Origin of the sequence: Amycolatopsis thermoflava N1165 (assembly GCF_000473265.1) — a bacterium.
GTDB lineage: Bacteria > Actinomycetota > Actinomycetes > Mycobacteriales > Pseudonocardiaceae > Amycolatopsis_E > Amycolatopsis_E thermoflava.
This window is the reverse complement of the sequence record NZ_KI421511.1, coordinates 574,618-599,039: the sequence shown is the minus strand read 5'-3', so window position 1 is coordinate 599,039 and position 24,422 is coordinate 574,618. Positions and strand designations below refer to the sequence as shown.

The 24,422-nt window shown below is 67.9% G+C and carries 26 protein-coding genes and 1 pseudogene; 15 read left to right on the top strand and 12 right to left on the bottom strand.

All coding sequences use genetic code 11. The features are described 5' to 3' along the window. Positions 1-33 precede the first annotated feature (33 nt). The gene (locus AMYTH_RS48585) at positions 34-558 is read left to right on the top strand and encodes a hypothetical protein (RefSeq protein WP_157360505.1); all 525 of its coding nucleotides are present in this window, start codon (positions 34-36) and stop codon (positions 556-558) included. After that, positions 555-2,303: a hypothetical protein gene (locus AMYTH_RS0103005; RefSeq protein ID WP_157360504.1), complete on the top strand. Its 1,749-nt coding sequence runs from the start codon at positions 555-557 to the stop codon at positions 2,301-2,303. The genes AMYTH_RS48585 and AMYTH_RS0103005 overlap by 4 nt, the downstream gene beginning before the upstream one ends. Here AMYTH_RS0103005 and AMYTH_RS0103000 read toward each other — a convergent pair whose 3' ends face one another. Beyond that, on the bottom strand, positions 2,304-4,238 hold the full coding sequence (locus AMYTH_RS0103000) for a hypothetical protein (RefSeq protein WP_027929060.1): 1,935 nt from the start codon (positions 4,236-4,238) through the stop codon (positions 2,304-2,306). It abuts the gene before it with no gap. Positions 4,239-4,781: 543 nt separating this feature from the next. On the opposite strand from AMYTH_RS0103000, the gene AMYTH_RS43570 reads away from it, so the two are divergent. Continuing rightward, positions 4,782-5,804 carry a S1C family serine protease gene (locus tag AMYTH_RS43570; RefSeq protein ID WP_027929059.1) on the top strand — a complete coding sequence of 341 codons (1,023 nt, stop codon included), beginning with the start codon at positions 4,782-4,784 and terminating at the stop codon, positions 5,802-5,804. 142 nt (positions 5,805-5,946) lie between these two features. Here AMYTH_RS43570 and AMYTH_RS50785 read toward each other — a convergent pair whose 3' ends face one another. The 3 genes from AMYTH_RS50785 to AMYTH_RS0102980 all read right to left on the bottom strand — a co-directional run bounded on the left by AMYTH_RS50785 (position 5,947) and on the right by AMYTH_RS0102980 (position 7,806). Then, complete coding sequence (locus tag AMYTH_RS50785; protein ID WP_267283874.1) at positions 5,947-6,072, bottom strand: Hsp70 family protein; 126 nt, start codon at positions 6,070-6,072, stop codon at positions 5,947-5,949. A 766-nt stretch (positions 6,073-6,838) separates the two neighbouring features. Then, the gene (locus tag AMYTH_RS0102985; RefSeq protein ID WP_027929058.1) at positions 6,839-7,351 is read right to left on the bottom strand and encodes a GNAT family N-acetyltransferase; all 513 of its coding nucleotides are present in this window, start codon (positions 7,349-7,351) and stop codon (positions 6,839-6,841) included. Next, positions 7,348-7,806, bottom strand: coding sequence for a DoxX family protein (locus tag AMYTH_RS0102980; RefSeq protein WP_027929057.1), 459 nt, complete (start codon positions 7,804-7,806; stop codon positions 7,348-7,350). Before AMYTH_RS0102980 ends, AMYTH_RS0102985 begins: the two co-directional genes overlap by 4 nt. Before the next feature lie 87 nt (positions 7,807-7,893). Between AMYTH_RS0102980 and AMYTH_RS43565 the strand changes: the two genes are divergently transcribed. The 4 genes from AMYTH_RS43565 to AMYTH_RS0102960 all read left to right on the top strand — a co-directional run bounded on the left by AMYTH_RS43565 (position 7,894) and on the right by AMYTH_RS0102960 (position 10,288). After that, complete coding sequence (locus tag AMYTH_RS43565) at positions 7,894-8,493, top strand: TetR/AcrR family transcriptional regulator (protein ID WP_051362483.1); 600 nt, start codon at positions 7,894-7,896, stop codon at positions 8,491-8,493. Beyond that, positions 8,490-9,077, top strand: a complete 588-nt coding sequence (locus AMYTH_RS0102970) for a dihydrofolate reductase family protein (protein WP_027929056.1) — start codon at positions 8,490-8,492, stop codon at positions 9,075-9,077. Before AMYTH_RS43565 ends, AMYTH_RS0102970 begins: the two co-directional genes overlap by 4 nt. Positions 9,078-9,520: 443 nt before the next feature. Continuing rightward, positions 9,521-9,712: a transposase gene (locus tag AMYTH_RS51130; protein WP_084022487.1), complete on the top strand. Its 192-nt coding sequence runs from the start codon at positions 9,521-9,523 to the stop codon at positions 9,710-9,712. Positions 9,713-10,045: 333 nt separating this feature from the next. Further along, positions 10,046-10,288 (top strand): hypothetical protein, encoded by a 243-nt coding sequence (locus AMYTH_RS0102960; RefSeq protein ID WP_027929055.1) that lies wholly within the window; start codon positions 10,046-10,048, stop codon positions 10,286-10,288. A gap of 82 nt (positions 10,289-10,370) precedes the next feature. Here the strand turns inward: AMYTH_RS0102960 and AMYTH_RS0102955 are convergent, their stop codons facing one another. Continuing rightward, a complete protein-coding gene (locus AMYTH_RS0102955) occupies positions 10,371-10,580 on the bottom strand; it encodes a CsbD family protein (RefSeq protein WP_027929054.1) in 210 nt (69 codons plus the stop codon). An 897-nt stretch (positions 10,581-11,477) separates the two neighbouring features. Here AMYTH_RS0102955 and AMYTH_RS0102950 point away from each other — a divergent pair. From AMYTH_RS0102950 to AMYTH_RS0102925, 6 genes are read left to right on the top strand one after another with little or no spacing between them, the layout of a single operon-like run. Further along, positions 11,478-11,954 carry an Asp23/Gls24 family envelope stress response protein gene (locus tag AMYTH_RS0102950; RefSeq protein ID WP_027929053.1) on the top strand — a complete coding sequence of 159 codons (477 nt, stop codon included), beginning with the start codon at positions 11,478-11,480 and terminating at the stop codon, positions 11,952-11,954. After that, the gene (locus tag AMYTH_RS0102945; RefSeq protein WP_027929052.1) at positions 11,951-12,271 is read left to right on the top strand and encodes a hypothetical protein; all 321 of its coding nucleotides are present in this window, start codon (positions 11,951-11,953) and stop codon (positions 12,269-12,271) included. The genes AMYTH_RS0102950 and AMYTH_RS0102945 overlap by 4 nt, the downstream gene beginning before the upstream one ends. Then, a complete protein-coding gene (locus AMYTH_RS49420) occupies positions 12,268-12,444 on the top strand; it encodes a hypothetical protein (protein ID WP_027929051.1) in 177 nt (58 codons plus the stop codon). The genes AMYTH_RS0102945 and AMYTH_RS49420 overlap by 4 nt, the downstream gene beginning before the upstream one ends. A 7-nt stretch (positions 12,445-12,451) precedes the next feature. Continuing rightward, entirely contained in the window at positions 12,452-12,826 is a 375-nt protein-coding gene (locus AMYTH_RS0102935; RefSeq protein ID WP_027929050.1) for an Asp23/Gls24 family envelope stress response protein, read from the top strand. Further along, positions 12,823-13,353, top strand: coding sequence for a DUF6286 domain-containing protein (locus AMYTH_RS0102930; protein WP_027929049.1), 531 nt, complete (start codon positions 12,823-12,825; stop codon positions 13,351-13,353). The genes AMYTH_RS0102935 and AMYTH_RS0102930 overlap by 4 nt, the downstream gene beginning before the upstream one ends. Beyond that, the gene (locus tag AMYTH_RS0102925; RefSeq protein ID WP_027929048.1) at positions 13,353-13,925 is read left to right on the top strand and encodes a hypothetical protein; all 573 of its coding nucleotides are present in this window, start codon (positions 13,353-13,355) and stop codon (positions 13,923-13,925) included. Before AMYTH_RS0102930 ends, AMYTH_RS0102925 begins: the two co-directional genes overlap by 1 nt. Positions 13,926-14,161: 236 nt before the next feature. Here AMYTH_RS0102925 and AMYTH_RS48580 read toward each other — a convergent pair whose 3' ends face one another. Both AMYTH_RS48580 and AMYTH_RS51035 read right to left on the bottom strand, forming a co-directional pair. After that, positions 14,162-14,587: a hypothetical protein gene (locus AMYTH_RS48580; RefSeq protein ID WP_157360502.1), complete on the bottom strand. Its 426-nt coding sequence runs from the start codon at positions 14,585-14,587 to the stop codon at positions 14,162-14,164. A gap of 417 nt (positions 14,588-15,004) precedes the next feature. After that, positions 15,005-15,658, bottom strand: coding sequence for a MerR family transcriptional regulator (locus tag AMYTH_RS51035; RefSeq protein WP_157360501.1), 654 nt, complete (start codon positions 15,656-15,658; stop codon positions 15,005-15,007). Between the two features lie 516 nt (positions 15,659-16,174). Between AMYTH_RS51035 and AMYTH_RS50090 the strand changes: the two are divergent. Together AMYTH_RS50090 and AMYTH_RS48570 are read left to right on the top strand one after the other, a co-directional pair. Beyond that, positions 16,175-16,538: pseudogene (locus tag AMYTH_RS50090) on the top strand (Hsp20/alpha crystallin family protein). A 556-nt stretch (positions 16,539-17,094) separates the two neighbouring features. Further along, positions 17,095-17,625, top strand: coding sequence for a DUF6292 family protein (locus tag AMYTH_RS48570; protein ID WP_157360500.1), 531 nt, complete (start codon positions 17,095-17,097; stop codon positions 17,623-17,625). Here the strand turns inward: AMYTH_RS48570 and AMYTH_RS43560 are convergent. The 5 genes from AMYTH_RS43560 to AMYTH_RS0102880 all read right to left on the bottom strand — a co-directional run bounded on the left by AMYTH_RS43560 (position 17,518) and on the right by AMYTH_RS0102880 (position 24,317). Further along, positions 17,518-18,285 (bottom strand): ANTAR domain-containing protein, encoded by a 768-nt coding sequence (locus tag AMYTH_RS43560; RefSeq protein ID WP_228684552.1) that lies wholly within the window; start codon positions 18,283-18,285, stop codon positions 17,518-17,520. The two genes, AMYTH_RS48570 and AMYTH_RS43560, sit on opposite strands and share 108 nt — an antisense overlap. A 299-nt stretch (positions 18,286-18,584) precedes the next feature. Beyond that, positions 18,585-19,040 (bottom strand): Hsp20/alpha crystallin family protein, encoded by a 456-nt coding sequence (locus AMYTH_RS0102905; RefSeq protein WP_027929046.1) that lies wholly within the window; start codon positions 19,038-19,040, stop codon positions 18,585-18,587. A 1,985-nt stretch (positions 19,041-21,025) separates the two neighbouring features. After that, a complete protein-coding gene (locus AMYTH_RS0102890; RefSeq protein WP_209440735.1) occupies positions 21,026-21,424 on the bottom strand; it encodes an SRPBCC family protein in 399 nt (132 codons plus the stop codon). A 78-nt stretch (positions 21,425-21,502) separates the two neighbouring features. Next, the gene (locus AMYTH_RS0102885; protein WP_027929043.1) at positions 21,503-23,074 is read right to left on the bottom strand and encodes an acyl-CoA synthetase; all 1,572 of its coding nucleotides are present in this window, start codon (positions 23,072-23,074) and stop codon (positions 21,503-21,505) included. 61 nt (positions 23,075-23,135) lie between these two features. Further along, positions 23,136-24,317 carry an acyl-CoA dehydrogenase family protein gene (locus tag AMYTH_RS0102880; protein ID WP_027929042.1) on the bottom strand — a complete coding sequence of 394 codons (1,182 nt, stop codon included), beginning with the start codon at positions 24,315-24,317 and terminating at the stop codon, positions 23,136-23,138. Positions 24,318-24,422: the final 105 nt, after the last annotated feature.

The following is a 24,422-nucleotide window of genomic DNA, read 5'->3' as shown; positions in this document are numbered from 1 at the left end:
CAGGTGATCAGGGTGAATATGTACGGTGCAATCATGTCGCCGTCAGGGCCCTGGTGGGCATCGCCGCTGATCGCGTTGGTCGGATCGATCACCGGAGTCGTGCTGACTCTGGTGACCACAGGTCGCCGCGACGCTCGCTCCCGGTTCGGGGACGACAAGCGCGCGATTTACGTCGAGTTCCTTCTCGCCTGCGTCGAGCTCCGCGACGCGACGGTGTGGACACCGACCTCGGAGCCCGGCGCCGAGACCGCGCCACTGCTCAAGAACGTGCGCGCCGCCGCCATGCATGCGGCGTTGATTGCCCACCGAAACGTCGGGCGAGAACTGGCGAACGCCACCGCGGCGTCGGAAACCCTGGCGGCCATGATCGACGAGATCCGCCGCACGAGCAAACCCGGCTACCGAGGGGTAATGGATGAGCGTCATCGCGCGCGGTACGACGAGGCCCGCTCGACGTTGTCCGCCCGGTTGAACGATTTCACCAAGGCGGCGAGGGTCGACCTCAACGTCCGGACACCGGTGCACCCTCCATTCCCGGCAACCAGCGCGGCGACATGACACCCGACTGGGTTCGAAGCCCCATTGGCATCGATTCCGACCGGTGGACGACCCTCGGCGAAACCCGCAAGATCCTCATCGTCGCTCACAACATGGCGTCGGCGAACCGCTTGCTGGATGTGCTCGCGCTGTTCGATTCCGATCATCGAATCCAGGTCGTGCACACGTGTCCGCAAACCGGCATCCCCGCGGGCGTGGCAGAACACTTCCGCGAACAGGGGTTCGTTTCCGTGCCGTGGCACCAGGCAGTGGAAACCGCATGGGACTTGGTGATCACGGCCAACACGAGCGGGGACCTGCATGAACTCCATGGCCCCCTGATGGTGCTCTCGCACGGAATAGGGTATAGTAAAAGAATAAACCGGAAACCGGAAACCGGAAACCGGAAACCGGAAACCGGAAACCGGAAACCGGAAACCGGAAACCGGAAACCGGAAACCGGAAACCGGAAACCGGAAACCGGAAACCGGAAACCGGTTTACGGCCTGTCGCCGGAGTCGCTGTTTTCTGGTGGGCGCCTCGTTCCCGATGTCCTCGTCCTGTCGCACGCTGAGCAGCTCGACCGTCTCGTCCAGGTGCTTCCCGCGGCGGCGGACCGGACGGTCGTCGCCGGTGACCCGCGGTTCGACCGCATCCTCGCCTCGCTCGGTGAACGCAAGCGCTACCGGAGCGCCCTCGGGCTGGCCGACCGAGAGGTGCTCGTGCTGGTGTCCTCGACCTGGTGGCGGCGGTCGCTCTTCGGTACCTGGCCGGATCTCGTGCGTCAACTGCTCGCCGAGCTCCCCCTGGATCGGTACCGGGTGGCTGCCGTGCTGCATCCGCACATCTGGTTCGGGCACGGTCCCGCGCAGGTCCGCGCCTGGCTGGCGGCATGCCTGCGGGCCGGCCTGATCCTCGTCCCGCCGCAGGAGGGATGGGCAGCGGCGCTGGTGGCCGCGGATCTGGTGATCGGCGACCACGGCGCGGTGACCACGTACGCAGCGGCGATCGACCGGCCGGTGCTCCTCGCGACGTTTCCCGCCGATGACGTCGCCGAACACACAGCCGTTCATGCCCTGGGCGGAACAGCTCCCCTGCTCGGGCGCCAGCGTCCGGTGAGAGCCCAAGTCGACGAGGCGCTCGCCCAGTTCCGGCCGGGACGCCACCGCCACCTGGCTTCCCTGGTCAGTGCGCTGCCGGGACGGTCGGCGGGGAAGCTGCGCGAGTTGTGCTACACGCAGCTGGATCTGGCGGAGCCACCTGGCCCGGTACCGGTCCCCGTGCTCCCGATTCCGGAGGGGCTCGAGCGTGCCGCACTCGCCGTGCGCGTGTCCGGCTCCCTCGCCGCCAACGGGGTGATCAGCGTGGCGCGCCACCCCGCCGACGCGCTCCTCGGTCGAGCGACCGAGCACCCGCGCCTCGCGGACGCTCACCTCGTCGCGGTCGCCGACCACCCACTACCGGCGATCCGCGGCCACGCCGACGTCATCGTCCGCCGCGGTAGCGACCTGCACTGGCTGGAGGAAGCCTTCGACCGGCACCCGTTCAGTGCGATGGCGGCGTGCGTGCCCGACGAGGGAACCTGCTGGGTTCGCATCCGGGACGGGGTCACGTTCCGGTGCCGGGTCGATGGTGCCGATCCCCTGCTCGCCGCCTCGGCACTGTACGTGTGGTGGTCCCACCGCGGTGCACAGCCGCCACCGTCGCTGTTCGTCGACACAGGCTCAGGACCGGCTGTCCCCGTCGAGCTCACGGCCGTCGGCTGATCAGCCACGCCCCTCGAGTTGCTGCCGCACGTGCTGTAGCCGTGCTTCGTCCTCGGGATTCGGAGCGACGCGCACGACGGTCTCCAGCGCCTCCGCTTCAGCCCGCAGCGACTCGTCCTGTCGGAAGAGAACCGCTGCCCGGCGAGCCGCCTCCACCGCCGTTGCCGCCCCACCGCCGGCTTGGGCCAGGACGAGCAGGGATTTGGCCAGGTTGTCCGACTCGGCGGTGCCGGAGAAGTACTCGACGGCGTGATTGGCCGCGTCGCGCGCCTCAGCGTTCCGTCCGGCGAGCACCATCGTCCTGGCGCGCTGCAACCACAGCAGGGCGAACATCCGCGGCCGCAGGTGCTCGGGCACGTCAGACGCGGCGATGTTCCATGCCTGCTGGTACAGCCTTAGCGCAGTGTCGAACTCGCCCTTCCTGGTGGCGACCTTGCCCAGCCACTCCAGCGCGCTCTCCGCACCGACGGGATCACCGGCCTGGATCGCGCACTGGTGCGAGTCGGTGAACACCTGCCAAGCCTCGTCGTGGTCGCCGGTGCCGAGCAGGGCCGCCGCGAGCTGGGATGTCATCCGCATCCGCACGCGGGGATCGCCGAGCTGGACGGCGGCTTCGACGCCCATCCGGTGCGTGGTGATCCACTCTTCGTAGTGCCCGTGCAGGTGGTAGACGCCCCATAACGCCTCGCACATCTGCCACACCAGGTCGAGGAGTTGGAAGCGCTGGGCGAACGCCACCACGGTGCGCAGATTCGCCCGCCGCTCCTCCAGCCAGTGCAACGCCGCCTCGCGTGACACGCCACCGCCCGCGGGTTCCTGGTAGCAGGGCCCGTATCGAGGCCGGTCGGACAACATCCGATCCCGGCTGACCGTCTGCCGCAGGTACCAGCGTGCCACCCGTTCGACGGCGGCCCGCTGCTCGGGGAACGGCTCCTCGGCTTCCGCCCGGTCACGGGCATGCCAGTGCGCCACGTCGTGGAATTCGAAACGGTCGGGTCCCACACGCGTGAGCAGGTGGGCGGCGACCAGGGCGGCCAGCCGTTTGCGGGTCACGTCCTCGGGCTCGTCCAGCAGCACTGAGGCGGCGTCCACGAAAACGACGGATCCGGGGTACAGCCCGACGACCAGACGGTAAGCCCGCGCCTGCTCCGGCGACAACCGCTGGTAGGCCCGGTCGAAACTGTCGCGAACGAATTCCTGCGACTCCGGGTCCAGCGCCCCGAGCCCCCTGCCGGCGAGGTCTCGCAGGAGGTCCGGGACCTCCCACTCGGGCGTCGTGGCGATCTGCGCGACGGTGGCCCGGATCGCCAACGGGTACCCACCGCACACCCTCGTCACGGCCGCCGGTGACACACCCGCCCCAGTAGACCACCCCGCACCGAGCATCCGGTCGAACAACTCGACGCCAAATCGTTCGTCGAGCGGATCGACTGCGCGCGCCTCGAACCCCAGCAGATCCAGCTTCCGAAGCCGCGACCGCGAGACCACCACCACCGCGGATGCCGGTGAGTTCAGCAGGAAATGCTCGACCTGTGCCCCGTTGCCGGCTTCCTCGAGCACCATCATCAGGCGCTTCGCGTAGGTTCTCGTCAGCAGCAGATTTTTGCGCGCCTCGGCAGACGAGGGCAGTTCGTCCCGTGCCACGCCGAGGTCGGCGATCACGTCTCCGAGCGCCTCGAAAGCCATCGCGTCCCCACCCGACACGACATCGCTCAGGGGCACGCGCACCGCGCCGTCGGGGAACTGCGCCGACTGCCGCGCATACCATTCGTAGACCAGGCTCCGCACACCCACTCCGGCCGGCCCGTATAGGGCCAGATACGCCGGGCGGCCCGCCGCCCTCGCTGCCTCGACCCGCTCGGTCATCCACACCAACAACGGATCACGGTCCACGAACTCCGCAGGCGGCAGCGGCAACTGCTGCATCACGGTCATCCGGCCCTCCCCATTCGGCACCGCCTCGAAACCCTACCGAAAAAGACGATCAACGCGCACCCCGTTGGTGATGAACCGTCTACTGATCAACAGCTGGGAAGCGCGCACGGCACACCTTCCGCCGCCAGGCGACGGTCCTCACCGCCAGTGACGATCTTTCCGCGGAGTGGCGCGATCGACCGGGAGCCGATCGCCAGCCGTACGGTTCGGGTGAGTCGATGGAGACTGGCGCCGACCTCGCGGTACGGACCGGGCGGTGCGATGTGGACGCTCCCGGATTCCTAGATCGCCAACGTTAGCTCGTTCGTTCACTGGATGCCCGGTGATCCTTCAGGTGCAGGCACAGGGGCAGGGGGCCGGCCTGCCGGCCCGCGGGAGCCGGCGGTCGCCGCTTGACGCTCGCGGGTTCAGCGGGATGGGGTCCAGCAGGACGAGTGGGCGCAGCCAGGTCCATCACCTGGCCGTCCTGCCCTGATGCGATGTCACTCGCTTTCCGCGACCTCAGCGGTCGTCTGGCGGCCCATTCCCGAGTATCACTGTCTCATGGTGAAGATGCGAGTCCGAACGGCCGTGGTACTGGCCGCTGTCCTGACCGTGCCCGCGTGCACCGCGAAGGATCAACCGGCGCCGCTACCGGGGCCAACTGTCACGGCCGCGCCCATGTCTTCTGGCGTGGACACTGGTTACGCGGATGTGGTGGAGCGGATCGGGCCGAGCGTGGTTACGGTGCATACCACGGACGGGCTGGGTAGCGGGGTGGTGTTGCGCCCGGACGTGGTGGTCACCAACCAGCACGTGGTGGGACGGCAGCGGCAGGTGTCGATCAGCTTCGCCGATGGCGTCAGTTCGCCGGGGACGGTGTTGGCCGTCGACGTGGTCACTGACGTGGCGGTGGTGCATACCGAGCGCACGAACCTGCCGGTGCCGCAGTACCGGTCCGATCTGCCGCGCCCGGGTGAGCGAGTGTTGGCGATCGGGAGTCCGCTGGGATTCGAGAACTCGGTGACGGCGGGCGTCATTTCCGGATTGCACCGGGAAATTCCCGGTTCGGCAGCGCAAACCCAGTCGCTGGTGGATCTGATTCAGACCGATGCCTCGATCTCGCCTGGCAACTCCGGGGGTGCGCTGCTCGACGTCCAGGGCCGGGTAGTGGGGATCAACGAGGCCTATATTCCGCCGTCTGCGGGAGCGGTGTCGCTGGGGTTCGCGATCCCCACGGCCACGGTGCTCGATGTGGCCGAGCAGTTACTCTCGACCGGGGTAGCCCGGCACCCGTATCTAGGGCTATCGATGGGCCGGCTCACCCCGGTCATCCAGCAGCAACTCGGTGTCGCCGCCGACCATGGCGCCCTGGTTCTCGGTGTGGATCCCTCCGGGCCTGCCGCCGAGGCTGGCGTCCGGCCCAGCGACGTGGTGGTGGCCTTGGCTGGAGCGGAGGTGGGCGCAGTGGAGGATGTGCTGGCTGCGCTGCGCCGGACGACTCCAGGGCAGACCGTCCCGCTCGCGCTGGTGCGCGGTGACCAACGTCGACAGGTTCAGATCACGGTCGGATCGCGGACCGGATGACCCGGCCGCCGAGACAACGGCTCTGCCGCACCTCCAGCAGTGTGCCCGGCGCGCTGCTGGAGGCGCGGGGGTCCAGACCGCCTGATGCTGGATCGCGACGAACACCGCATGGTGAGCCGCACCACGTTCAGCCCGACGATCTTCACAGCGTCCTCGCCGTGCGCCGCTGTGCGTCGGCGCAGTAGGCAGGCACTGTACTGATCGCTTCGGCGGCGTTCTCGCCCACGCACTTCGAGGCATCGTTGACCAGTTTGCGCAGCGCAGCCACGGAAATCTCTTCCGGTGCGTAACGCTTGCCGCGAACCGCGAACCGCGCCGTCCTCTGCGGCCGGACACCACCTCTGAGGACACCGTTCCGCCGCGTCAAACTGCTCCGCCGCAGCTGGCTCCAGCAATGGAGCACCGACCCAGGTCCTACCTCTGGACCCGCGCCGCCGACCAGTTCCTCGACTCCCTCGCTGCCTACTGCCGACGAATTGACGACTCAGAACGCGAGGGCTACGCGAACTGTGGCGGGACTGCCTGACCGAAGTCGACTTCCCGTCCCCCCGGCTTCGGCGGCAGATTCGTCAAGTTCCGGTCGCCCTGTGGGCCGACGACGCCACCGCCGGAACTGCGGCAGTCGCTACCCCGGCGATCCGCAGGCCTTTACCACGACCGCCTCAATGAACACCCCAGCGGCCGGTTGCCGCCGGCACAGAAGTCGCCGCCACGCCCTTTACTGACCTGGTCTCCCTCGTCCTCATCACCATCATTAAAGACCAGGAGCTGCTCCCCTGTGCTGACCGGGTCCGAGCGCTGCGCCGCTGATCCAGCACGAGCAGGCTGATGCCCGGTGCAGTGAGACGGTGAGGTGGTGGCTCGATCGCGTGGTCGAGGTGGTGGCATCGGTTGACGCCATGCTCGCCGCCCTCGCCGAAGTACTGCCGGACGCCTTGCCGACTCGGCGCATCCTCCAGCTCCGGCACATGGCATTCCGACGCCGCCTTTGCCGCGCACGCCGGCAGGGGTCGGCGTGCGCGGCAAAGGCGAGTTCACCGTCTGGGCGGGGGATGGGCCTGGGCACCGTTGCCCAGGCCCTTCTCATAGCGGCGACAGGGAACCACCATCGGTCCGTTCTCACCTTCCGCCGCGTAGTCGAGCGACCCCGCGTCGATCCATCCTTCGCGTTCGTAGAATCGTCGTGCGCGCGTATTGCCGGCGACGACGGCGAGCCAAGCTTTGGCTGCGCCGTTGTGTGCGATACGTGTCTCGGCGTCCCGGAGCAGCGCCGTCGCGATGCCGGTACCGCGTGCGCGGCTCGCCACGAACAGTTCCTCCAACTCGTCGCCGACGACGGTCGCGAACCCGACCACGGTGCTCCCCGATTCCGCGACGACGGTGCCTGGCACCCGCCGTGCGGCGCGCGCGACGAAGGACGCCGGGGTCCGAATCCTCTCCAGAGCCTGATTGACGTGCCCGACATGGCCGTCGCGCCAACTCGCCGCCCACACCGCGGCGACGGTTGGAACGTCGCCGCAGGTCATCGCTCGCAAGAGGAACGTCATGGCGCAGGTTGTGCGGACGTGATCGCGACGAACACCGCGGCTGCCACGAAGACGACCTGCAAAGTGGTGCGCAAAGGAAGAGGGGTGCGCGGTGCGGCAGGATGGTCGACTCCGTGCGCGGCGCGGACGTTGGCGGGAAACATCCCGACCAGCATCACGGCCAGGCAGATCGCGGAAGCCACGCGCGTTCCTGGCACGAGCAGCCCAGCCGCCCCCAGAAGTTCCAGGATGCCCGTGATCGTGACGATCAGGCCCGGCGTCGGCACCCAGGTCGGCACGATCGCGACAAGCCCATCCCGTTTTGGCCGGATCCAGTGCGAGACCGCGGTCACGGTGAACATCACGGCCAGGCCCGCGGCGACAGCGGCCGACCACGAGTCGACGTAATCGACCCCGAGCGCACCGAGTACGCGCGCTGCCAGGGTGGTAATCGCCAGGACGATCAATGGGACCACAGTCTCACCTCATATCTAGTCACTGGCCACATCATGCGCGTCGTTCTCGATCTAGTCAACGTCTAGATCGGTGTGTATGGTGTCCTCATGGCGGATACCTATCACCACGGCGACCTACGTCGACAGGTGCTTGAGAGCGCCGCGGAGGAGATCGCCCGGAACGGGCCAGACATGTTGTCCCTCCGAGAGCTCGCTCGGCGCGCGGGCGTCACGCACGGCGCTCCGGCGCACCACTTCGGTTCCCGGCAGGGTGTCTTCACGGCGCTCGCCGTGCAAGGGTTCACCTCACTCGCCGACGCTCTCGAGCCATCGGTCCGACGCGGAGACTTTGCGGATACGGCGGCAGAGTACGTGCGATTCGCTCTCCGGAGACCGGGGCATTACGCTGTGATGTTCCGGGTGGATCTCCTGCAGGAGACCCACGATCTCCGGCGGCAGCGCGACCGCGCGGGGGCCGCGTTGCGCGACGGAATGGCGACCCTGCCCGAAGAGCGAATCCGCATTCCTCTCGACTGGGCACGGCAAGCGGCCTGGGGCCTGGTTCACGGTCTCGCGTCGCTCGCGCTCAACGGAGCTCTCGGGAGTGACGACCCGATCGAGCTGACCCGCGCGGCCGCACTGCAGATGTTCGGGCCGGCATCCCGCTCGCGCCGGAGGGGCGCACACTCGGAGGGGGTGTGCGCATGACCCGGATCGTCTACTACACCTCGACTTCGCTGGACGGTTATCTCGCCGACGCGGAGAACTCCCTCGACTGGCTGTTCGCGGTCGAAGGTGGCGCGGAGGCGATCGCGGAGGGGGACGCGTTCGTGTCGGGCGTCACCGTGCTGGTCGAAGGCTCCACCACCTACCGGTGGCTGGTCGAGCACGAAGATCTACTGGCGCACCCGGACAAGTGGCAGACGTTCTACGGCGACCGGAAGACGTTCGTGTTCACCACTCGCGACGACCTTCCTGTTGTGCCCGGTGCCGATGTCGAGTTCGTCAGCGGCCCGGTGTCCGATCACATCGACCACATCCTCGCCGCCGCTGGTGGAGGTGACGTCTGGGTGGTCGGTGGCGGCGCGCTGGCGGCCGCGTTCGCGGCGATCGGGAAGCTCGACGAGATTCATCTGAGCATCGCGCCGGTCACTCTCACTGCGGGGGCTCCACTCCTCCCGGCTGCCCTCAACTCATCTCGGCTCCGGCTCGTCGAAGTTCATAAGACCGGGCAATTTATCAAGGCGAAGTACTCGCTGACGCCCGCACGCCACCCCACCGGAGGACAATAGCGAACGCGCCGTGGCCGGCCATCCCTTCGTCCTGCAGGGATGGCCGGGCGGAAGACCTCGCGAGACACGGGCACGTCAGGCGAGCACCGTGCGGAGCGGACGTCCCGAGCGCCTGATGCGGCCGCTCCATTCCTCCCAGCCTGGCCACGCCGCGCCGGGACAGTGGCGCGCTCGACGGGTGACGGCTCCTGCGGGGCGCTCTCGGGTCCCGCGATCTGAGTGGCCTGTTGCGCGGGGCCGCAACGTCATCGAACGCAGCTTCAACCAGCTCAAACAATGGCGCGGAATCGCCACCCGCTACAACAAACCCGCCACCGTCTACCGTACCGCACAGCCATCCTCATCCACGACACCATCGCCTGGACAAAGGAATTGTGAGCTTGTCCCCGTGGCTCGGACACCGGTCCTGAGGTGGCCCTTGGGTCACCAGGAAGGATGTTGGGGTGCCTGCACCACACCCGCCTGAGTTTCGTCGTCGTGCCGTCGGGTTGGCCCGTCAGGGCTCCAAACCGGTCTCTGAGCTGGCCAAAGAGTTGGGCATCAGCGAGTCATGCTTGCGCAACTGGATCGCCCAGGCCGAGACCGACGTGGGCCGAGGTGGAGTAGATGCTGGCCGAGTGGCAAGCGGTGCTTGAGGTCGCGGACGTCGCCCCGCCGGGCGAGCACGGGGGCGAGTTGCCGGTCGCCTTCGTCACACCAATTGACACCCAGCTATCGCTTTGACGCACAGCTATCGCTGAGGAAAAGTGGAGCGCGCTCGGCCGGGCCTGAGACGGCGCGGACGGTTCAAGGCGCCGGATGCCGTGGTCCTCGCGCCCCTGCCCAGGACGTCCACCTGCAGGTCCAGACACGTCTCCCTTGGCAGCGCCCATCCTCCACGAAAGCCAGCGTTCACCGTGGCTGATTACCGTGTGGGAGGACAGTAGCATCGGCAGAGCACGGGAAAGGTCGCGGCGGAAAGGACAGCGATGGGTGCCGACGAGCGCGCCGAATGGTCAGCGGCCGAGCTGGCGGAATACCGGCAGTTCGTGCGTACTCACCACCCTGATGTGGGCGGAGACCCCGAGGGCTTCGTCGTCGGGTTGCGCCGCTTCCACCAACGTCACGACAACGCCGCGATCGTGTTCGTGGCCCGCAAACGCGGGCTGCCGCGCCTGGTGTCCGCGTTCGCCGCGCGGCGTCGTCGGCGTCGGCGCCCTCGCGTGGTGTGAGCATCCGGGCCGGGGGGGTGCGGGCCGGTGCCCCCCTTGACGCGCCACCGGCCCGCTTCCGGAGCCCCCCGGCTCCGGAGCCTTACTCCTTGCCGAACGCCCCGCGGATCTTGCCGACGGCGTCGCCCACGGCATCCTTGGCGTTCTCCACGGCGTCCTTCACCGTGGCCTTGGCCTGGTCGGCCTCGCCCTCGGCCCGCAGCCGCTCGTCCCCACCGAGCCTGCCCACGGCCTCCTTGGCCTTCCCGCCGAGGCCTTCGGCCTTGGCTTCGAACTTGTCGCTCGTCGACATGGTCACTCCCTTCCTCCGACAGCGTTGTTCGCGCCGTCGCAGTCAGGGACAGTGAGCAGGCGCGTTCGTCATGCTACTTTCCCTGTGACGCGCATCACTTTCAACGTGACGTGGCGGAACCTTCCGGTCCCCTGCCCGAACTTGATGGAGCCCCAGGAAAGGCCGCCGGGGATGTCGCCGATGGCGGCATCGTGTTGAACTCGGCCAGGCGGACACATCAGCAATCGTGCCGTCGCGACGCGGACGAGGTGTGGGAGCACCTCGACACTCCGGACACACACGAATCGGGGCGGTCGCACTGTCGCGCGGCCCGACGTAGCCTGCTGGTGCCTCGCGAGGTCACCGAAGGATTCGCGCCGGAGGACATCTGACGCCCACGGGGCTCGCCTCCCGTATCATGGTCGCCGTGCGCACTGGCTCCCGTCGCCACGGGCTTGTCCAGCTGCCCACGACCGGGCCGGACAGGATGCACATCAGCGTCCTGGCCGCGGCGGTGAGTCTGCGGTTCTCGGCCGGCACCGTCGAGGAGGTGCGCACGGCACAGCCTGGTGAATCTCGACGACGCCCGCACCTCCCTCGTGCTCGCGGCCGTCGCCGCTCGGACCCCACGGAAACGTCCGGATCATCATCACCTCCGAGCGGGTGGAAGTCGAGATCGGCTTGCGGTCTCCGGCTCGGATCTGGCGGCGGTGGCAGCTTGGTGCAGCGCACCAAGCTGCCACCGCCCTCGCCACCGAAGTAAGGGTCGACGCGGTGTCGGAACCCTCAACGCCGATCCCAGTGCCAGGAGGGTCAGGCCGGATTCGCCCGCGAGAAGAACAAACCACTCGTTTAGGTGGTGACGTTTTTCCTTTTCTGGGGTCTTCATGTGTGAAGATCCCGACCAAGGAGGACGACATGACAAACGCTACCGCCGCCACCAAGACGACCGCGCAGACCTCGGGCAACGACGTGGAGAAATCCGGCAAGAGCGCTCTGGTGACCCAGCAGGGCACCACCACCGTCGGCGACACCGTGGTGCAGAAGATCGCCGGCCTGGCCACCCGCGAGGTCGCCGGGGTCTACGACATCGGCGGCGGTGCGGCGCGGGCGTTCAATGCCCTCCGAGAGCGGATCCCGGGCGCCTCGGCGTCGGCCGGGCAAGGCGTGTCCGTCGAAGTCGGCGAGAAGCAGGCCGCGGTCGACCTGCAGATCCTGGTGGAGTACGGCGTCTCGATCGCCGATCTGTCCCGGGCGGTGCGCCGCAACGTGATCAACGCAGTGGAGCGCATGACAGGGCTGGAGGTGGTCGAGGTCAACATCCATGTCAGCGACGTGCACCTGCCAACCGACGACGGGGGCGACGACCAAACCGATACCGGCCGCATCCAGTGACTGGCGGCGTCGAAATCGACGTCGACCGTATCGCCGCCGCCGTGCTGGCCCGGCCGCACGTGACGGGCCTGCACGGCGGCCGGTTCGGCGAGATCGCCACCTACCTGCCCGGGCGCCGCGTCCACGGCGTCCGGATCCGGTTCGACGAGATCACGGTTGGAGTGGTTGGCCGCTACCCGGCGACTGTGAGAGAGATCAGCGACGACGTGCGCACTGTCGTGGCCGCCCTGCCCGGTGTGGGAGGCCGGGCGGTGCACGTCCACGTCGCCGACCTCATCATCCACACCCACGGTTCAGCGGAAGGGATCAAGCCATGAGTACCACCCACATCGGATTGCTGACCGGGCTCGTGCTCGGCCTCGCGGGTGCGTTCGGCGGGTTCGGTGCGTTCGTGGTCGTTCTTGTGCTCGGCGCACTGGGCCTGCTCGGCGGCCGCTACCTGGACGGCAAGCTCGACCTGTCCCAGATAATCGGACGTGACCGGGGCTGAGGCGCTCATGACCACCACCACGTTCGTCGAGGAACGCGGGCAGACGACGATCAGTGAGCGTACCGTCGAACGCATCGCCGCGACGGCACTGACCGAAGTGGGCGGTGTCGGCGGCTCTGCCCGCCGCGTGCTCGGCGTCGCGGTCACCGGAGAGGACCTTGGCCGGCCCCCTCACGTCAGCGCACAGATACGGGGTGAAGCGGCCAGACTGGACGTCCGTCTGTCCGTGACCTACCCCGCTTCGGTGCGGGCCACCACCGAAGCCGCCCGCAGACATCTGGTGCACCGACTGGGCGAACTGACCGGCCTGGCCGTGTCGCGAGTGGACATCACGGTCACAGCGCTGCACTCCGACACCGGTTCCCGCAGGAGGGTGCAGTGAAACGTCGCCCGCGTCGCTGCGTCCCCGCCACGCTCGTCGCGCTGGTCTTACTCGCCGCGAGCGTCCTGGTCACGATCACCGCCCTGCAGATGCTGCTGCATGCGCACGCCTGGATCGACTACGGCTGGGCCGCCCATGCCCTGCACGATCTGCGCTGGGCTGATACCACCGTGTTGCTCGCCGGCCTCATCGTCGCCGCTATGGGTGTGCTCCTGGTGCTGTGCGCGTTCGTGCCCGGGCCCAGGACCGTGCTATCCCTGGCCGCCGACGACACAAACATCGACTCCGGTGCTTCCCGCCGCAGCTACCGCAGCACCTTGCGCGCCGCCGCCGAAGTGGACGGCGTCAAACAGGTCAAGCTGAAACTGCGCGACCGGTCGGTAAAGGCGCTGGTGCACACCGAGCGGACCAACACCGCAGGGCTGGCGGAGACCGTCGAGCAGGCCGTGGCACACCGGCTGGACCAGATCGCGCCCGCCCCGCGGCCCGCCGTCAACACCAGGGTCAAGGCCGCGAGGAGTCAGTGATGTCCAGCCTCAACCGTCCCGCCCGCCTCAACCGCGGCCTGCTCGCCCTGTTCGGGCTCGTGCTGCTCACCGCGGGCGGATTCGCGCTCGCCACCCACTTTCGGTGGCTCACCGTGCTCGAACCGGACGTCGCTCTCGTGCCGGGCACCGACCCCCCGCCCACGTGGGCACTGTACGTCGCCGCCATCTCCGGCATCGTCGTCGCGCTGCTCGCCCTGCGCTGGCTGTTCGCCCAGCTCACCGTGAAACCCACGAGCACCACCTGGCGCGTCGAGCAACACCCGGACACCGGGCGGACGGACCTGGCGTCCGCGACGGCCATCGAACCGCTACTCGCGGAGCTCGAGACCTATCCGGGCGTGGCGGCGGCGCGGGGCTCTCTCGCCGGTCGCCAGCAGGACCCCACGCTGACCTTGATCATCACCGTTGAACAGGACGGTGATCCCACTGAGATCCGGCATCGGCTGGCGGCAGAAGGGCTGCCCCGGCTTCGCCAGGCCCTCGACGTTGAGAACCTGCCCACCACGGTCGAATTCCGCTTCAGCACCCGCACTGGCGACCGCATTCACTGATACCACGACTGGGTACTGCGACCGCGTCGTCGGTCCCCGGTCATCTGACCTTCGATACCGGCGCAGGCTTCCCCGTGTTCACTGAGAGCGGGTCGCAGCAAACCGAGCACGAAACCAGTGGGCCGTTCCCGCACCACAGCGTGTGTGATGGCGGGGCTCGCCGTATCGCGACTGGTAGGCAGAGCCGAACCGACGCACCGGCTCGCCAGCATTCGGGGGAAGCACCCGCGGCCCGGTCAAACCCCGGGGCCGTGTGTCTCCTCCCGTGACCCGATGGCTCGTTGTCCGGTGTAGCGGGCGACGAGCACGCGCAGCCCGTGGCGGAATGACTCGGGGTCGGAGCTGAGGATCGTGGTGTGTGGAAGTGGTTTGGGAAGATCGTTCATTGAAAGTGGTCGCGCCAACCCTTTTCCAGTAACTGTCCACCAGGAGGGGCCGTGGGCGGCGCGAGAATGGAATTCCACCGTGACGGGACGCCACGTGAGCTCTGCGATCAAGGGGCGCGGGATCGTAGCCGGAATGAGCAGATCGCCGTCGTCTCTGACGAGGCACGCCAGCCGGACGGGGTGACGTCCGTCGATCGACATCCAGCAGTAGTGGCTGCGCTCGGGGGCGCGCAGCACCTTGACACATTCGTTGTGCGGCAGTTCGCTTGCGTTCACCACTTCCAGCGTCCATCGTCATGAGAACAGCGACGCGGGTATCGACTCTCCCGTACGCGGTCCCCGCCTCTGGCTGCGCGCCGACTGCCTGACGCACCACCATCATATGGGAGATCCGCATCCCATGTCAGATGCGCTCAGTCAGAACGGGAACGCACGTTCCACCAGCAGCGAAGAGCAGTGGAAGCGCAAGTCGGAAAACGCGCGAAGGCTACCTTGCCGCAAGGGGTTCCTATCGCGCGAATTGGACACCTTCTGTAGTCGGCGAGTGGGGACACTTGACCCTCTGATGTCGAACAGCGCTGGTACAAATGCGCCGTCAGGCAGGAGTACGGGCTCACCGGAGGAATGACCCTGGCCGTCTTCATTCTCGTCGGGAGCTTGACGACACCGACGAACCAGGCCACCCGAGTTGCCCTACTCCGATCTTCTGTGATCATCGGGTTCGTCATTGAGGACTTTCCGTCGTATATCGAGTTGTTTGTGCCTGTTGGAGCGGTGTGGCCGGCTCATGCAGCGGCTGGAGCGTATTCCGGTTTGGGCTGGAATGTTTTCCGGTTCACTCAACTCGCGCGGCACATGCGCGGACACGTCGCTCACTGCGCCGGGTGCGCGCATGCCGTGCACGAGCGGCAGGGTTTCGGTGAGCAGGTCATGCGCCACGCGCAACTGAGCCAGGGCCTCATTGCGCGCGCGATGCAGGGCCTGCACGACGTGTTCGACTTCGCGCACCATCGCCTCGGATGCGGGGCCGGTCATGGCTGCCGGCATCAGCCGAACGGCTGGTCCGACTGTCCGCGGCCTCAGCCGCCCTCGGCGCCGGCCAGCGGGTCTTGCAGCCGGAGGATGGGCCAGGGTGTGGCCCTGGTCGCGTTGTTCCCGGAGGCGGGCCGCTTGCGCGAGCTGCCCACGGGAGTAACGGCGATGACCGCCTTGAGAGCGTTCGGGGTGGACCAGGCCGGCGGTGCCGGGGTTGCACAGGAACACTTCCTGCACGCCGGGCAGCTTCGCTGCCCGGCCGGTGGTGAACGCCGGGTAGTCCTGGGCGTCGAGCTTGTCGAGATCGGCCACTACGCACCTCCTCCCGTCCCTCATTGACGGATAACTATGCTCCCGACTGAACGTAATCTGTATCACATACTTTATATAACGCTGATGACATGGCGTGACAGCGACGAGGTTGCCCTGAGTGATCTACCACGTCCGACGCGGCGGTGACTAACGGATTCGCCGACCCGGTGTGCGCCACTCCAGATTGGCGCACACCAAGTTTGGCTCGATCGTGATCATCAACCTCGACCTGGCCTGCCTGTGTCCCTGTTCACCGCGTGCGCCTTCCGACGTCGCGACCGCACTTCGGCAGCACGCGGGACACTCGCCCGGGCGGGCGCCGGCCTCCTGCTTGCCCGACAGCAGGCGGAGCGACGGCGGCAATCCCCTCCGGCGTCTTCTGTGCTCGGCGACATAGAACATCTTGATCTTCCGGAAGAGAAAATCCACATCGGATGTTGGAAGAAATGAACTAGTCGTCCCGGCTGAGCCGGGGCGGTCACGAAAGAATTCAGGAGAAGGGGGAGGTGCATGGTCTTGTTGATGCGAACTGAGCCCTTCCGGGAGCTGGACCGCTTGACCAGGAGTTCTTCGGCGACACCGGCGCCACGGCGCGGCCGACGGCGATGCCCATGGACGCCTACCGCTCCGACCACGAGTACCTGGCGCAGTCCGATTGCCCGGTGTCACGCGGGATTCGATCGACCTGAAGGTGGAGCGCAACGTGCTCACCGTCAAGGCCGAACGTCACCCGAACTATGCTGACGGCGCCGAGTCGACGACATCAAAGCCCACTACGACGCCGGGGTGCTGACGCTGCGGATTCCGGTGGCCGAGCAGGTCCAAGCCACGGAAGATCACCATCGCCGGAGGCGGCGAAACCAAGCAGATCAACGCCTGACAGAGGCAAGTCACGGTCCGGGAAGCCGGGGCCGCCGAGGAGCGGCCTGTTCGCGACGGGCACCCCTCGGGGCCCGCTCACGCCTGGCCGTGAGCGCCTGCGACGGGCGTCCACCGGCATCCGCCCGAGGAAGGCAGTGATCGAGGTTCAGCCGCTCGTGATTCCGCGATCACCTGAGCGGCCGGTCATGCCTCACCCGTGGGCAGCGGCCCGCACTGAGTCATGCCGCGTTGTCGAGGATGCTGAATGAACAGCACCGCTCGAGCGGGTTCGGGTGCATGTGTTCACTGGTACCTCGGAATTTTCGCGCCGACTCTTCACTTCGTGCTCGGTTCCCATCTATTGTGGTGGTGTCGGTTCTGCCCGCAGCCGCGCATTCACTGCTGGACGCCAGCGGCGGGCACCCCTGTCCCAGATGGACGCTCCCGCTGCCGAGATCTGTGGGAGTTGGGCCTATGGCCGCGCAGGGCTGTCCCGATCGTGGCGACATGACGTTCCGAGCAAGCATCTGTCGTGATCGGAACGGCGGAGTTCCATGTACTGACAGGATCCATGAATGACCTTCGATTTCGCCTTCGAGACCGTGGTCGCTCGTGGGCTGCATCGTTATGTGCGGCTGGTCGCGCATGAACTGGGCTTGCGCGGCAACCCCTACTGCGTGCAGGTAGAGCCGCCGTTGTCGGCCTACTTGGCGCTGGACCGGCACCTGCCGGATCGGGTCGACCGGGAACTCGGCCTGACCTGGGACGAGCAGGAGGGCTGGGCTTTGGGTGTGGAAACCGAGTGCGGGGAAGACCTCGTCGCCATCAGGTTCCTCGGATCTGAACCGTTGCCGCCGCCTGCGGAGGTGGCGGCGTTCGCACGTCAGCCGCTCAAGGAGTCATCGCGAGCACGATGGCGCCGTCACCCCATGGCTTCCGGGCCGAGCAACTCCACGCGCGGCTGGCCGAGTATTCCGCCCCACCGACTGCCGAGGGATTCAGTCACTGCCTTTTCTCCTGAGCGGCTGATGTGGCCGGGCGTCGACGCCAAACTTCGCCAGCGCCGGAGTCAGCTCTCCCTGCTGGTGAGCGATGACCAGTGCTGAAGCGACGTCGCGCAGCTTGGCGTTGGTGTTCTGCGAGGCCCCCTTCAGCAGTGCGAACCCCTGTCGGCTGTCGCAATCGAAGCGGTGCATCAGCAGCCCCTGAGCCTGTCCGATGGTCTGCCGGGTGTGCAGCGCCTGGTTGAGCTGCTCCACCAGCCGACGGCTGTCGTGATAGAGCTGCGCCTTGTCGAACAGGACGCCGGCGTGCAGCGCCAGGAGCAGCACCACGTCCTGAACCGTGTTGGCGAACCGCTGGGGTTTCCCCGAGCCCAGCACCAGCACGCCGTCCGGAGCCCGGGTCTTGGGCAGGGGCAGCACCAGACAACTGCAGCACCCCAGACCGGCGAGCCGGCGACTCATCTCCGGCCAGCGCGGATCGGTAAGAGTGTCGGCGATCTGTCTGGGCTCCCGGAAGGTCAGCGCCTCAGCGGCCGGGCCGGTGGACCAGTTCACCGCCGCCAGTTCCGCCGCGTGACATCCCTCCATCGCGACCAGTTCGACACCGTCCTCGGTTCGCACCGCGATCCCGGCCTGGTCACAACCGGGCACCCGGCGCACGAGGCGTGCGACGAAACGGCGAACCGCGAAAGGAACGTCGTCGTCCACTAACCGGGACATCTCGGCCAGCTCCTGCGCCAGCGTCAGGTCGGCAACGTTCATCAGTCCTCCCGTTGTCATTACACCGCGACCGGCGTCCGGCACGCCGACACCGGCTTCAGGTCGGGCGCGCAGCCGGTCGGGTTCCCGGGGTACTGCGTTCCGGACTCGGCGCATCCAGCCGCCGACGGCCGCACGCCGGGCCGCCGGCTCCAGCGGGTGGCCTTGACCGGCACGGCGGCAACCCGCGGCCACCTCGCCTGGGCGGTGCCGCGGACTGGAACAGGCAGTCGGCCGGCTACGTGGACGGATGCACGGGCAGCCCCGCCGTCAGGTCCGGGTTGCCCGTACATCCTCGCAGGTCACTTGCCCTTGATCGCGATGCGACGCGGCTTGATCGTTTCGCTCTTGGGCACGCGGATGGTCAGGACACCCTCGTCCAGGGCCGCCTCGATCTTCTCGGCGTCCACGCGGTCGGGCAGGGTGACCCGGTAGGAGAACTGACCGGTGCGGCGGGTGCGGTGCCGCAGAAGACCCTGCCGCTCCTTCTCCTTGATCTCCCCGGTGACCGCCAACTCGCTTCCGACGAGCTCGATGGCCATGTCGTCGCGCTTGACCCCGGGCAGGTCGACCTCGACGACGTAAGCGTCCTCGGTCTCGGACACGTCGGCGAGCGGCGCCCAGACGGGCATGCCCTGGTCGACCCGGTTGAAGGCGTTCTCCATCCAGCGACCCATCTGGGTGTAGAGGTCCTCCAACTCACGGAACGGGTCCCACCTGCCCAGCGAGCTGGTGGCGCGCACTGCCGGCAGCGCCATGATCCTTCACCTCCTATGCAACCACGTGTACGTGCTGTGGCGCGTTGGCGCCTGTGTCCGGTTAAACGCGAGACGCCTGGTCCGTGTTCCAAGTTGCGCCGAAGTCACTCAACTTTCCTGCCTCGGCTGGTGGCCTGCTGGAGCGAGTGCGGGACATCACTGAACGAGATAGGCCCGGGCGCCGGGTGAAAGGAGGGTGCCGTCGATGTTGTGGGTGCCGACGGCGGGAACGGTCGCACAACCGGACGAGCGGCACAGTGGATTCCATTAGCTGTAGAACGCGCACCAATAGCCGCCTGCGCCGGACTCTCATTCACCGCTTTCCCGGCTCGGCTGATGCCGGTTTCGATGTGACGCTGGCGGGGGCCAGGCCCTGGTGCTTGCTCGTCGCGTGCCGGTACAGCCGCTCCACTACAGCGGTGCAGCACAGCGACGACGTTGCGGCACCGGTAAGCACACCTATGTCGGCGCGGACCGAACCGCCGAGCAGGTCGAGCAGCGATTCCTGCGTGAACGTGCCGAGCCCTCCAGTTTAGAACCGACTGACCGGCAATTCAGCATACCCGGGAGCGACTGCCGCCCTACGGCTCGCGAGGCGGAGCTGGAGGGCCGACGGCGGCGCGCAGGCGGAGTTGGACAGCCTGCGTAAGCGGCTGGCCCGTGACACCGACCGGCCACGGGCGGACGGCGGCATGTTGCCACTCGTGGACAACCCTCGGCTTCGCCTTGGCGCACGGCGAGGCCGGCCCTCGGCCATCGTGCAGAGCATCCGCGCGCTCGCGACCAATCCTGGCTGTCCTGGCCGGCTGGGCAATTTCCGCCGTGACAGCCGGGGGGTTCGTCGTGGTCCAGCGCGAGGCGGTCTGGGCCCACATAGACGACCAGCGTGCCGGGCACACCGCTGAAGGTGCTGTGTACGGGATCGGCCAGGACGAGCGGCAGTTGCTCCCGAGAGCGATGCTGGTTGCGGCTACCCCCGATGATCGTGGGGACGACGACCAAGGGGTGAGGCCAGGGGCTTGACTTCGGTGAGGCAATTGGGGTTGCCGCGTATCGCTGTCCAGGAAGAGATCCAGCGCGCCTATCGCGCTCGCGCGCGAGTACTCCTGACGTGAATGAAGAGCCGGTGCAGAGGAGCGGTTCAAGGATGTCGCTGAGGACATACCAGGTCCTTGTCCGACCTCGTCACGGTGGAACTTCTTTCGGCCTGAACTTCGCCAGACCTGGGCGGAGGGAGTTACATCGAGGATCCGCTGGGGCCTGTTCGGCCGAGGCGGTCTGCGGCCGTCAGCGCGAGGCGCAGACCAGGAAGCTGAGGTCAAGGTCCGTATCGAGTAGGCCTATCGGGCGGGCGTCGCACGCCGACCCTGCCGGGCCGGGCACCGTGCCGGTCAGCATCCCTATCCAGGTCACCGACGGGAGCCCGGTGCTCGTCGGCATCACGAGGCACACGCTGCCGGAGTACCAGGACCGTGGTTGCGGCGCAGCATCTTCTCCACGACGAGCGGCCTGCGGTCGATGATCGACACGCGAGTGTCGAATCTGGGCACGACAGGCTCTACATCACCGATCGCCTGCGACGGCATGGCACCGAATTCGGCCACCGTGCTGCACCAGGAGGTGTGCCGCAGCCACAAGACGCTGGTCGGGTCGATCGACCGGGATTCCGGCCCAGGTCGGCGCACCGGAGATTGCGCCGCTGCGACCGCTGGCGGGGCCGCTCACGTAGACCGCGCGCGGTCTACGTGAGCACGCGAGCGGCGACGACGCGCCGGTGGCCAAGCTGTCGCCGCGACAGTCGGAGGTCGCGGCTGGTCGGAGGGGCCTGTTCAACGCCGCCAATGGCGCTTTGCCGAACCTATACCCGACGAGCGTGAAGAAGTACGTGACCCGATCCTGGCAATCACGGGCCTGCGCAACCGCACGGAGCCGGCGATCGAGCCGCGACGGTCCTGAACGGACCGTGACAGCGCGATCGCTCGGATTTACGCGCGCGCCCGCTCCGCGAGGGATTCCAGCGCGCATCGGTAGATGTCGCGGATCGCGTCAGCGAGCGCCGGTTCTTCCTCCGCCGTCTCGGCTTCGAACTCGGCTTCCCACAGCACTTCCGAGCCCTCGGCGTGCTCGGCGACCGTGAAGCGGGACCGGTAGACCCGCAGCGCCAGCGGCCCGGACACGTATTCGTAGACGTAGCGGCGGGCCGCGTCGTCGTGCTCGATGATCCGTTCCGTCGCGTCACCGCCGCCGGCGAACGTCGCATACCGCAGATCGCCGACCTGGTGGGATTTCTCGATCGCGGGCACCCAGTCCGCGATGTTCGCGGTGTCTCCGCCGATCTTCCACACGGCCGCCGGGTCCGCCCCGATGACCAGTGATTCACTCATCCGCATGTCGCGCCCTTTCTGTCCGCACGTGCGTTTGGAGCGGACACTACGAACGCGCGCGGGGCGTGCCCAGTCCGCTCAGGGTGACAGTCGCGCGATTTCACCGTAGCGCTCGCGCAATGCGCGTTTGAGGATCTTGCCGCTCGGGTTCTTCGGCAGCGCGTCGGTGAACACGACGTACTTGGGGACCTTGAACCCGGCGAGGACTCGGCGGCAGCCCGCGATCACGTCCTGTTCACTGAGCACTGCGCCGTCGCGGGGCACCACGATCGCGGTGACCGCCTCGATCCACCGCGGGTGCGGGACACCGATGACCGCGGCCTCGGCGACACCGTCCACTGTGTAGAGCGCTTCTTCGACCTCGCGGGTGGCAACGTTCTCGCCGCCGGTCTTGATCATGTCCTTCTTGCGGTCCACGACCCACAGGTAGCCGTCGTCGTCGACGTAGCCGAGGTCGCCGGAATGGAACCAGCCGCCGCGGAACGCCTCGGCGGTCTTGTCCGGGGCGCCCAGGTAGCCGACGGTGGCATGCGGGCTGCGGTGCACGATCTCGCCGATCTCCCCCGCGGGCAGCGGCCGGTCGTGGTCGTCGACGATCCGGGTTTCGACGTTGAGCGCCGCGCGGCCCGCGGAACCGGGTCGTCGTCGCTGGTCCTGCGGGCCGAGTGCGGTGGCCAGCGACGCCATTTCGGTCTGCCCGTAGAAGTTCCAGAACTGCATGTCCGGCATCCGGCGTTCCATTTCCCGCAGCACTTCGGTGGGAAGGGCCGACGCACCGTAGTAGCCCTTGCGCAGCGAGCCGAGGTCGGCGTTGCCGAACGCGGGATGGTGCAAGAGCGACAGCCACACCGTGGGCGGGGCGAACAGGTTGGTCGCCCGTTCCGATTCGATCGCCGTCAGGATCGCGGCGGGGTCGGGCCGGTCGAGGATGATGCTGGTGGCGCCGAGGTAGAGGTCGGTGGACAGGAAGTTGTCCAGCTGCGCGCAGTGGTAGAGCGGCAGGGCATGGACCTCGACGTCGCTGGTTTCCATCCCGCCGGTGACGATGCAGCTGATGTACTGCCACATCAGCGACCGGCTGGTGAGCATCGCGCCCTTGGGGCGGGACTCGGTGCCGGAGGTGTACATGACGCGCACCACGTCGTCGTCGCGGATTGCCACCTCGGGCGCCAGCCCCGGGTGCGCCACCCACTCGGCGAAATCCGTCCAGCCGGGACGGACGGGGTGGTCGCCGAGCCGGATGACGGCGCGCACCCGAACGTCGTGCCCAGCCAGGGCCTGCTCGGCGACCGGCACGAGGGCGTCCTCGGCCACGAACGCGTCAGTGTCGCAGTCGCGCAGGATGTAGCCGACCTCGGCACCGGTGAGCATGAAGTTGACCGGCACGAAGACCACGCCCAGCCGGGCCGTGGCGAAGCTGAGCACCGGGAACTGCCAGCAGTTGTGCGACAGCACGGCCATCCGGTCCCCCGTCCGCAGTCCGGCGGCGTGCAGGGCGGCCGCGACCCGGTCCACGACGGCGTCGAACTCGGCGAACGTGAGCCGGACGTCGCGGTGCACCACGGCGGTCTTGTCCGGGAAGCGGGCGGCGGAGCGCCGCGGGATGTCGGCAAGCGTGTGCGTGCGGGCCCGGTCGACGGGGGTGGTCACAGGGTGTGCTCCTGGGGTCGGGGCGTGGGTGGTCCCTCAGGGCGGGACCACCCACGCGGGATCAAGCGGTGGCGCGCACGTAACCGGGCAGGATCTCCTGCGCGGCGTCCACCAGCGTCATCGGGTCCACCAGGAGGTGCTGAGTGGCGACCGCGGCGTCACGGGTGCAGCGACCCAGCGCGCTGGGGTTGCGGATGGACTGGCTGCCACCCCAGCGGTGGGCGAAGCCGACGACCTCGCTCGCGACCTCCTGGACCCAGGTGGTGACCTGGCGCAGGCGGGCCCGCTGTTCGAGGGTGACTTCCTCCCCCGCCGCAGCGGTGGCCTCGGCCTCGCCGTGGATGTCGTAGACGTAGCGGCGGGCAGACTGCACGAGCGCCTCGTACTTGGCGAACTCCCGACGGAACATCACCGAGTCGCCGACCACGCCCTCGTACCCGGGCCGTGCCTTGACGGATGCGATGCTCGCGATCTCCTGCAACGCCCGGGTGGCCAGGCCCAGCGCGACCGGGCCGTGCCCGCCGACGCCGATGCCGAGCAACCCCAGCTTGTAGACCGGCTCGGGCCGCACCGGAGTCGTGGAGAAGGTGTCCATGGTGTGCTTCTCCGGCACGAACACATCGGTGACGGCGTAGTCGTAGCTGCCGGTGCCGACCATGCCCATCACGTTCCAGTTGCCCAGGAACTCCACCTTCTCGCGCGGCAGGAACGCCACCCGGCACACCGGGTCCCCGGTGTCGGTCAGCAGCGGGTTGCCCTCCGCGTCGTGCACCACGAACCCGGCGCCGATCCAGCTGGCGTGCGCCGACCCACTGGCGAACTGGTAGCGGCCGGTGACGCGGTAGCCGCCGTCGACCCGCACGGCCTTACCGGTGGGCAGGATCATCCCGGCGGTGATGCCCGGGGTGGGCTGGTCGAAGATCTCGCGGGCGCCCTTGGGGTCGAGGAAGCCGACGGCGATGCCGGTCGAGAACGCGTTCGCCATCAGGGCCCAGCCGGTCGAGCCGTCGGCGCGGGAGATCTCCTCAATGACCTTGAGCGAGTCGACGATGCCCAGTCCCCAGCCGCCGTACTCCTCGGGCACCAGGAGCCAGAACAGCCGCTCGCGGGCGATCGCGTCGACGACGGTCTTCGTGATCGTGGTGTCGCGCTCGATCGCGTCGGCCTCGCTCTCGATGAGCGGAGCGATCGCCTTCGCCGCGGCGAGGGCGTCCATGGTGGGGCGGGCGAGGGTCCCGGTCATGTGCTTGTCCTCTCTGACTGCACTGCTGGCTGGAGCCACAGTGCCGCCGGGAGGACGGGGTCCACACCGGGGCGACCACGTGGTCAGCCACCCGCTTTTCGCACG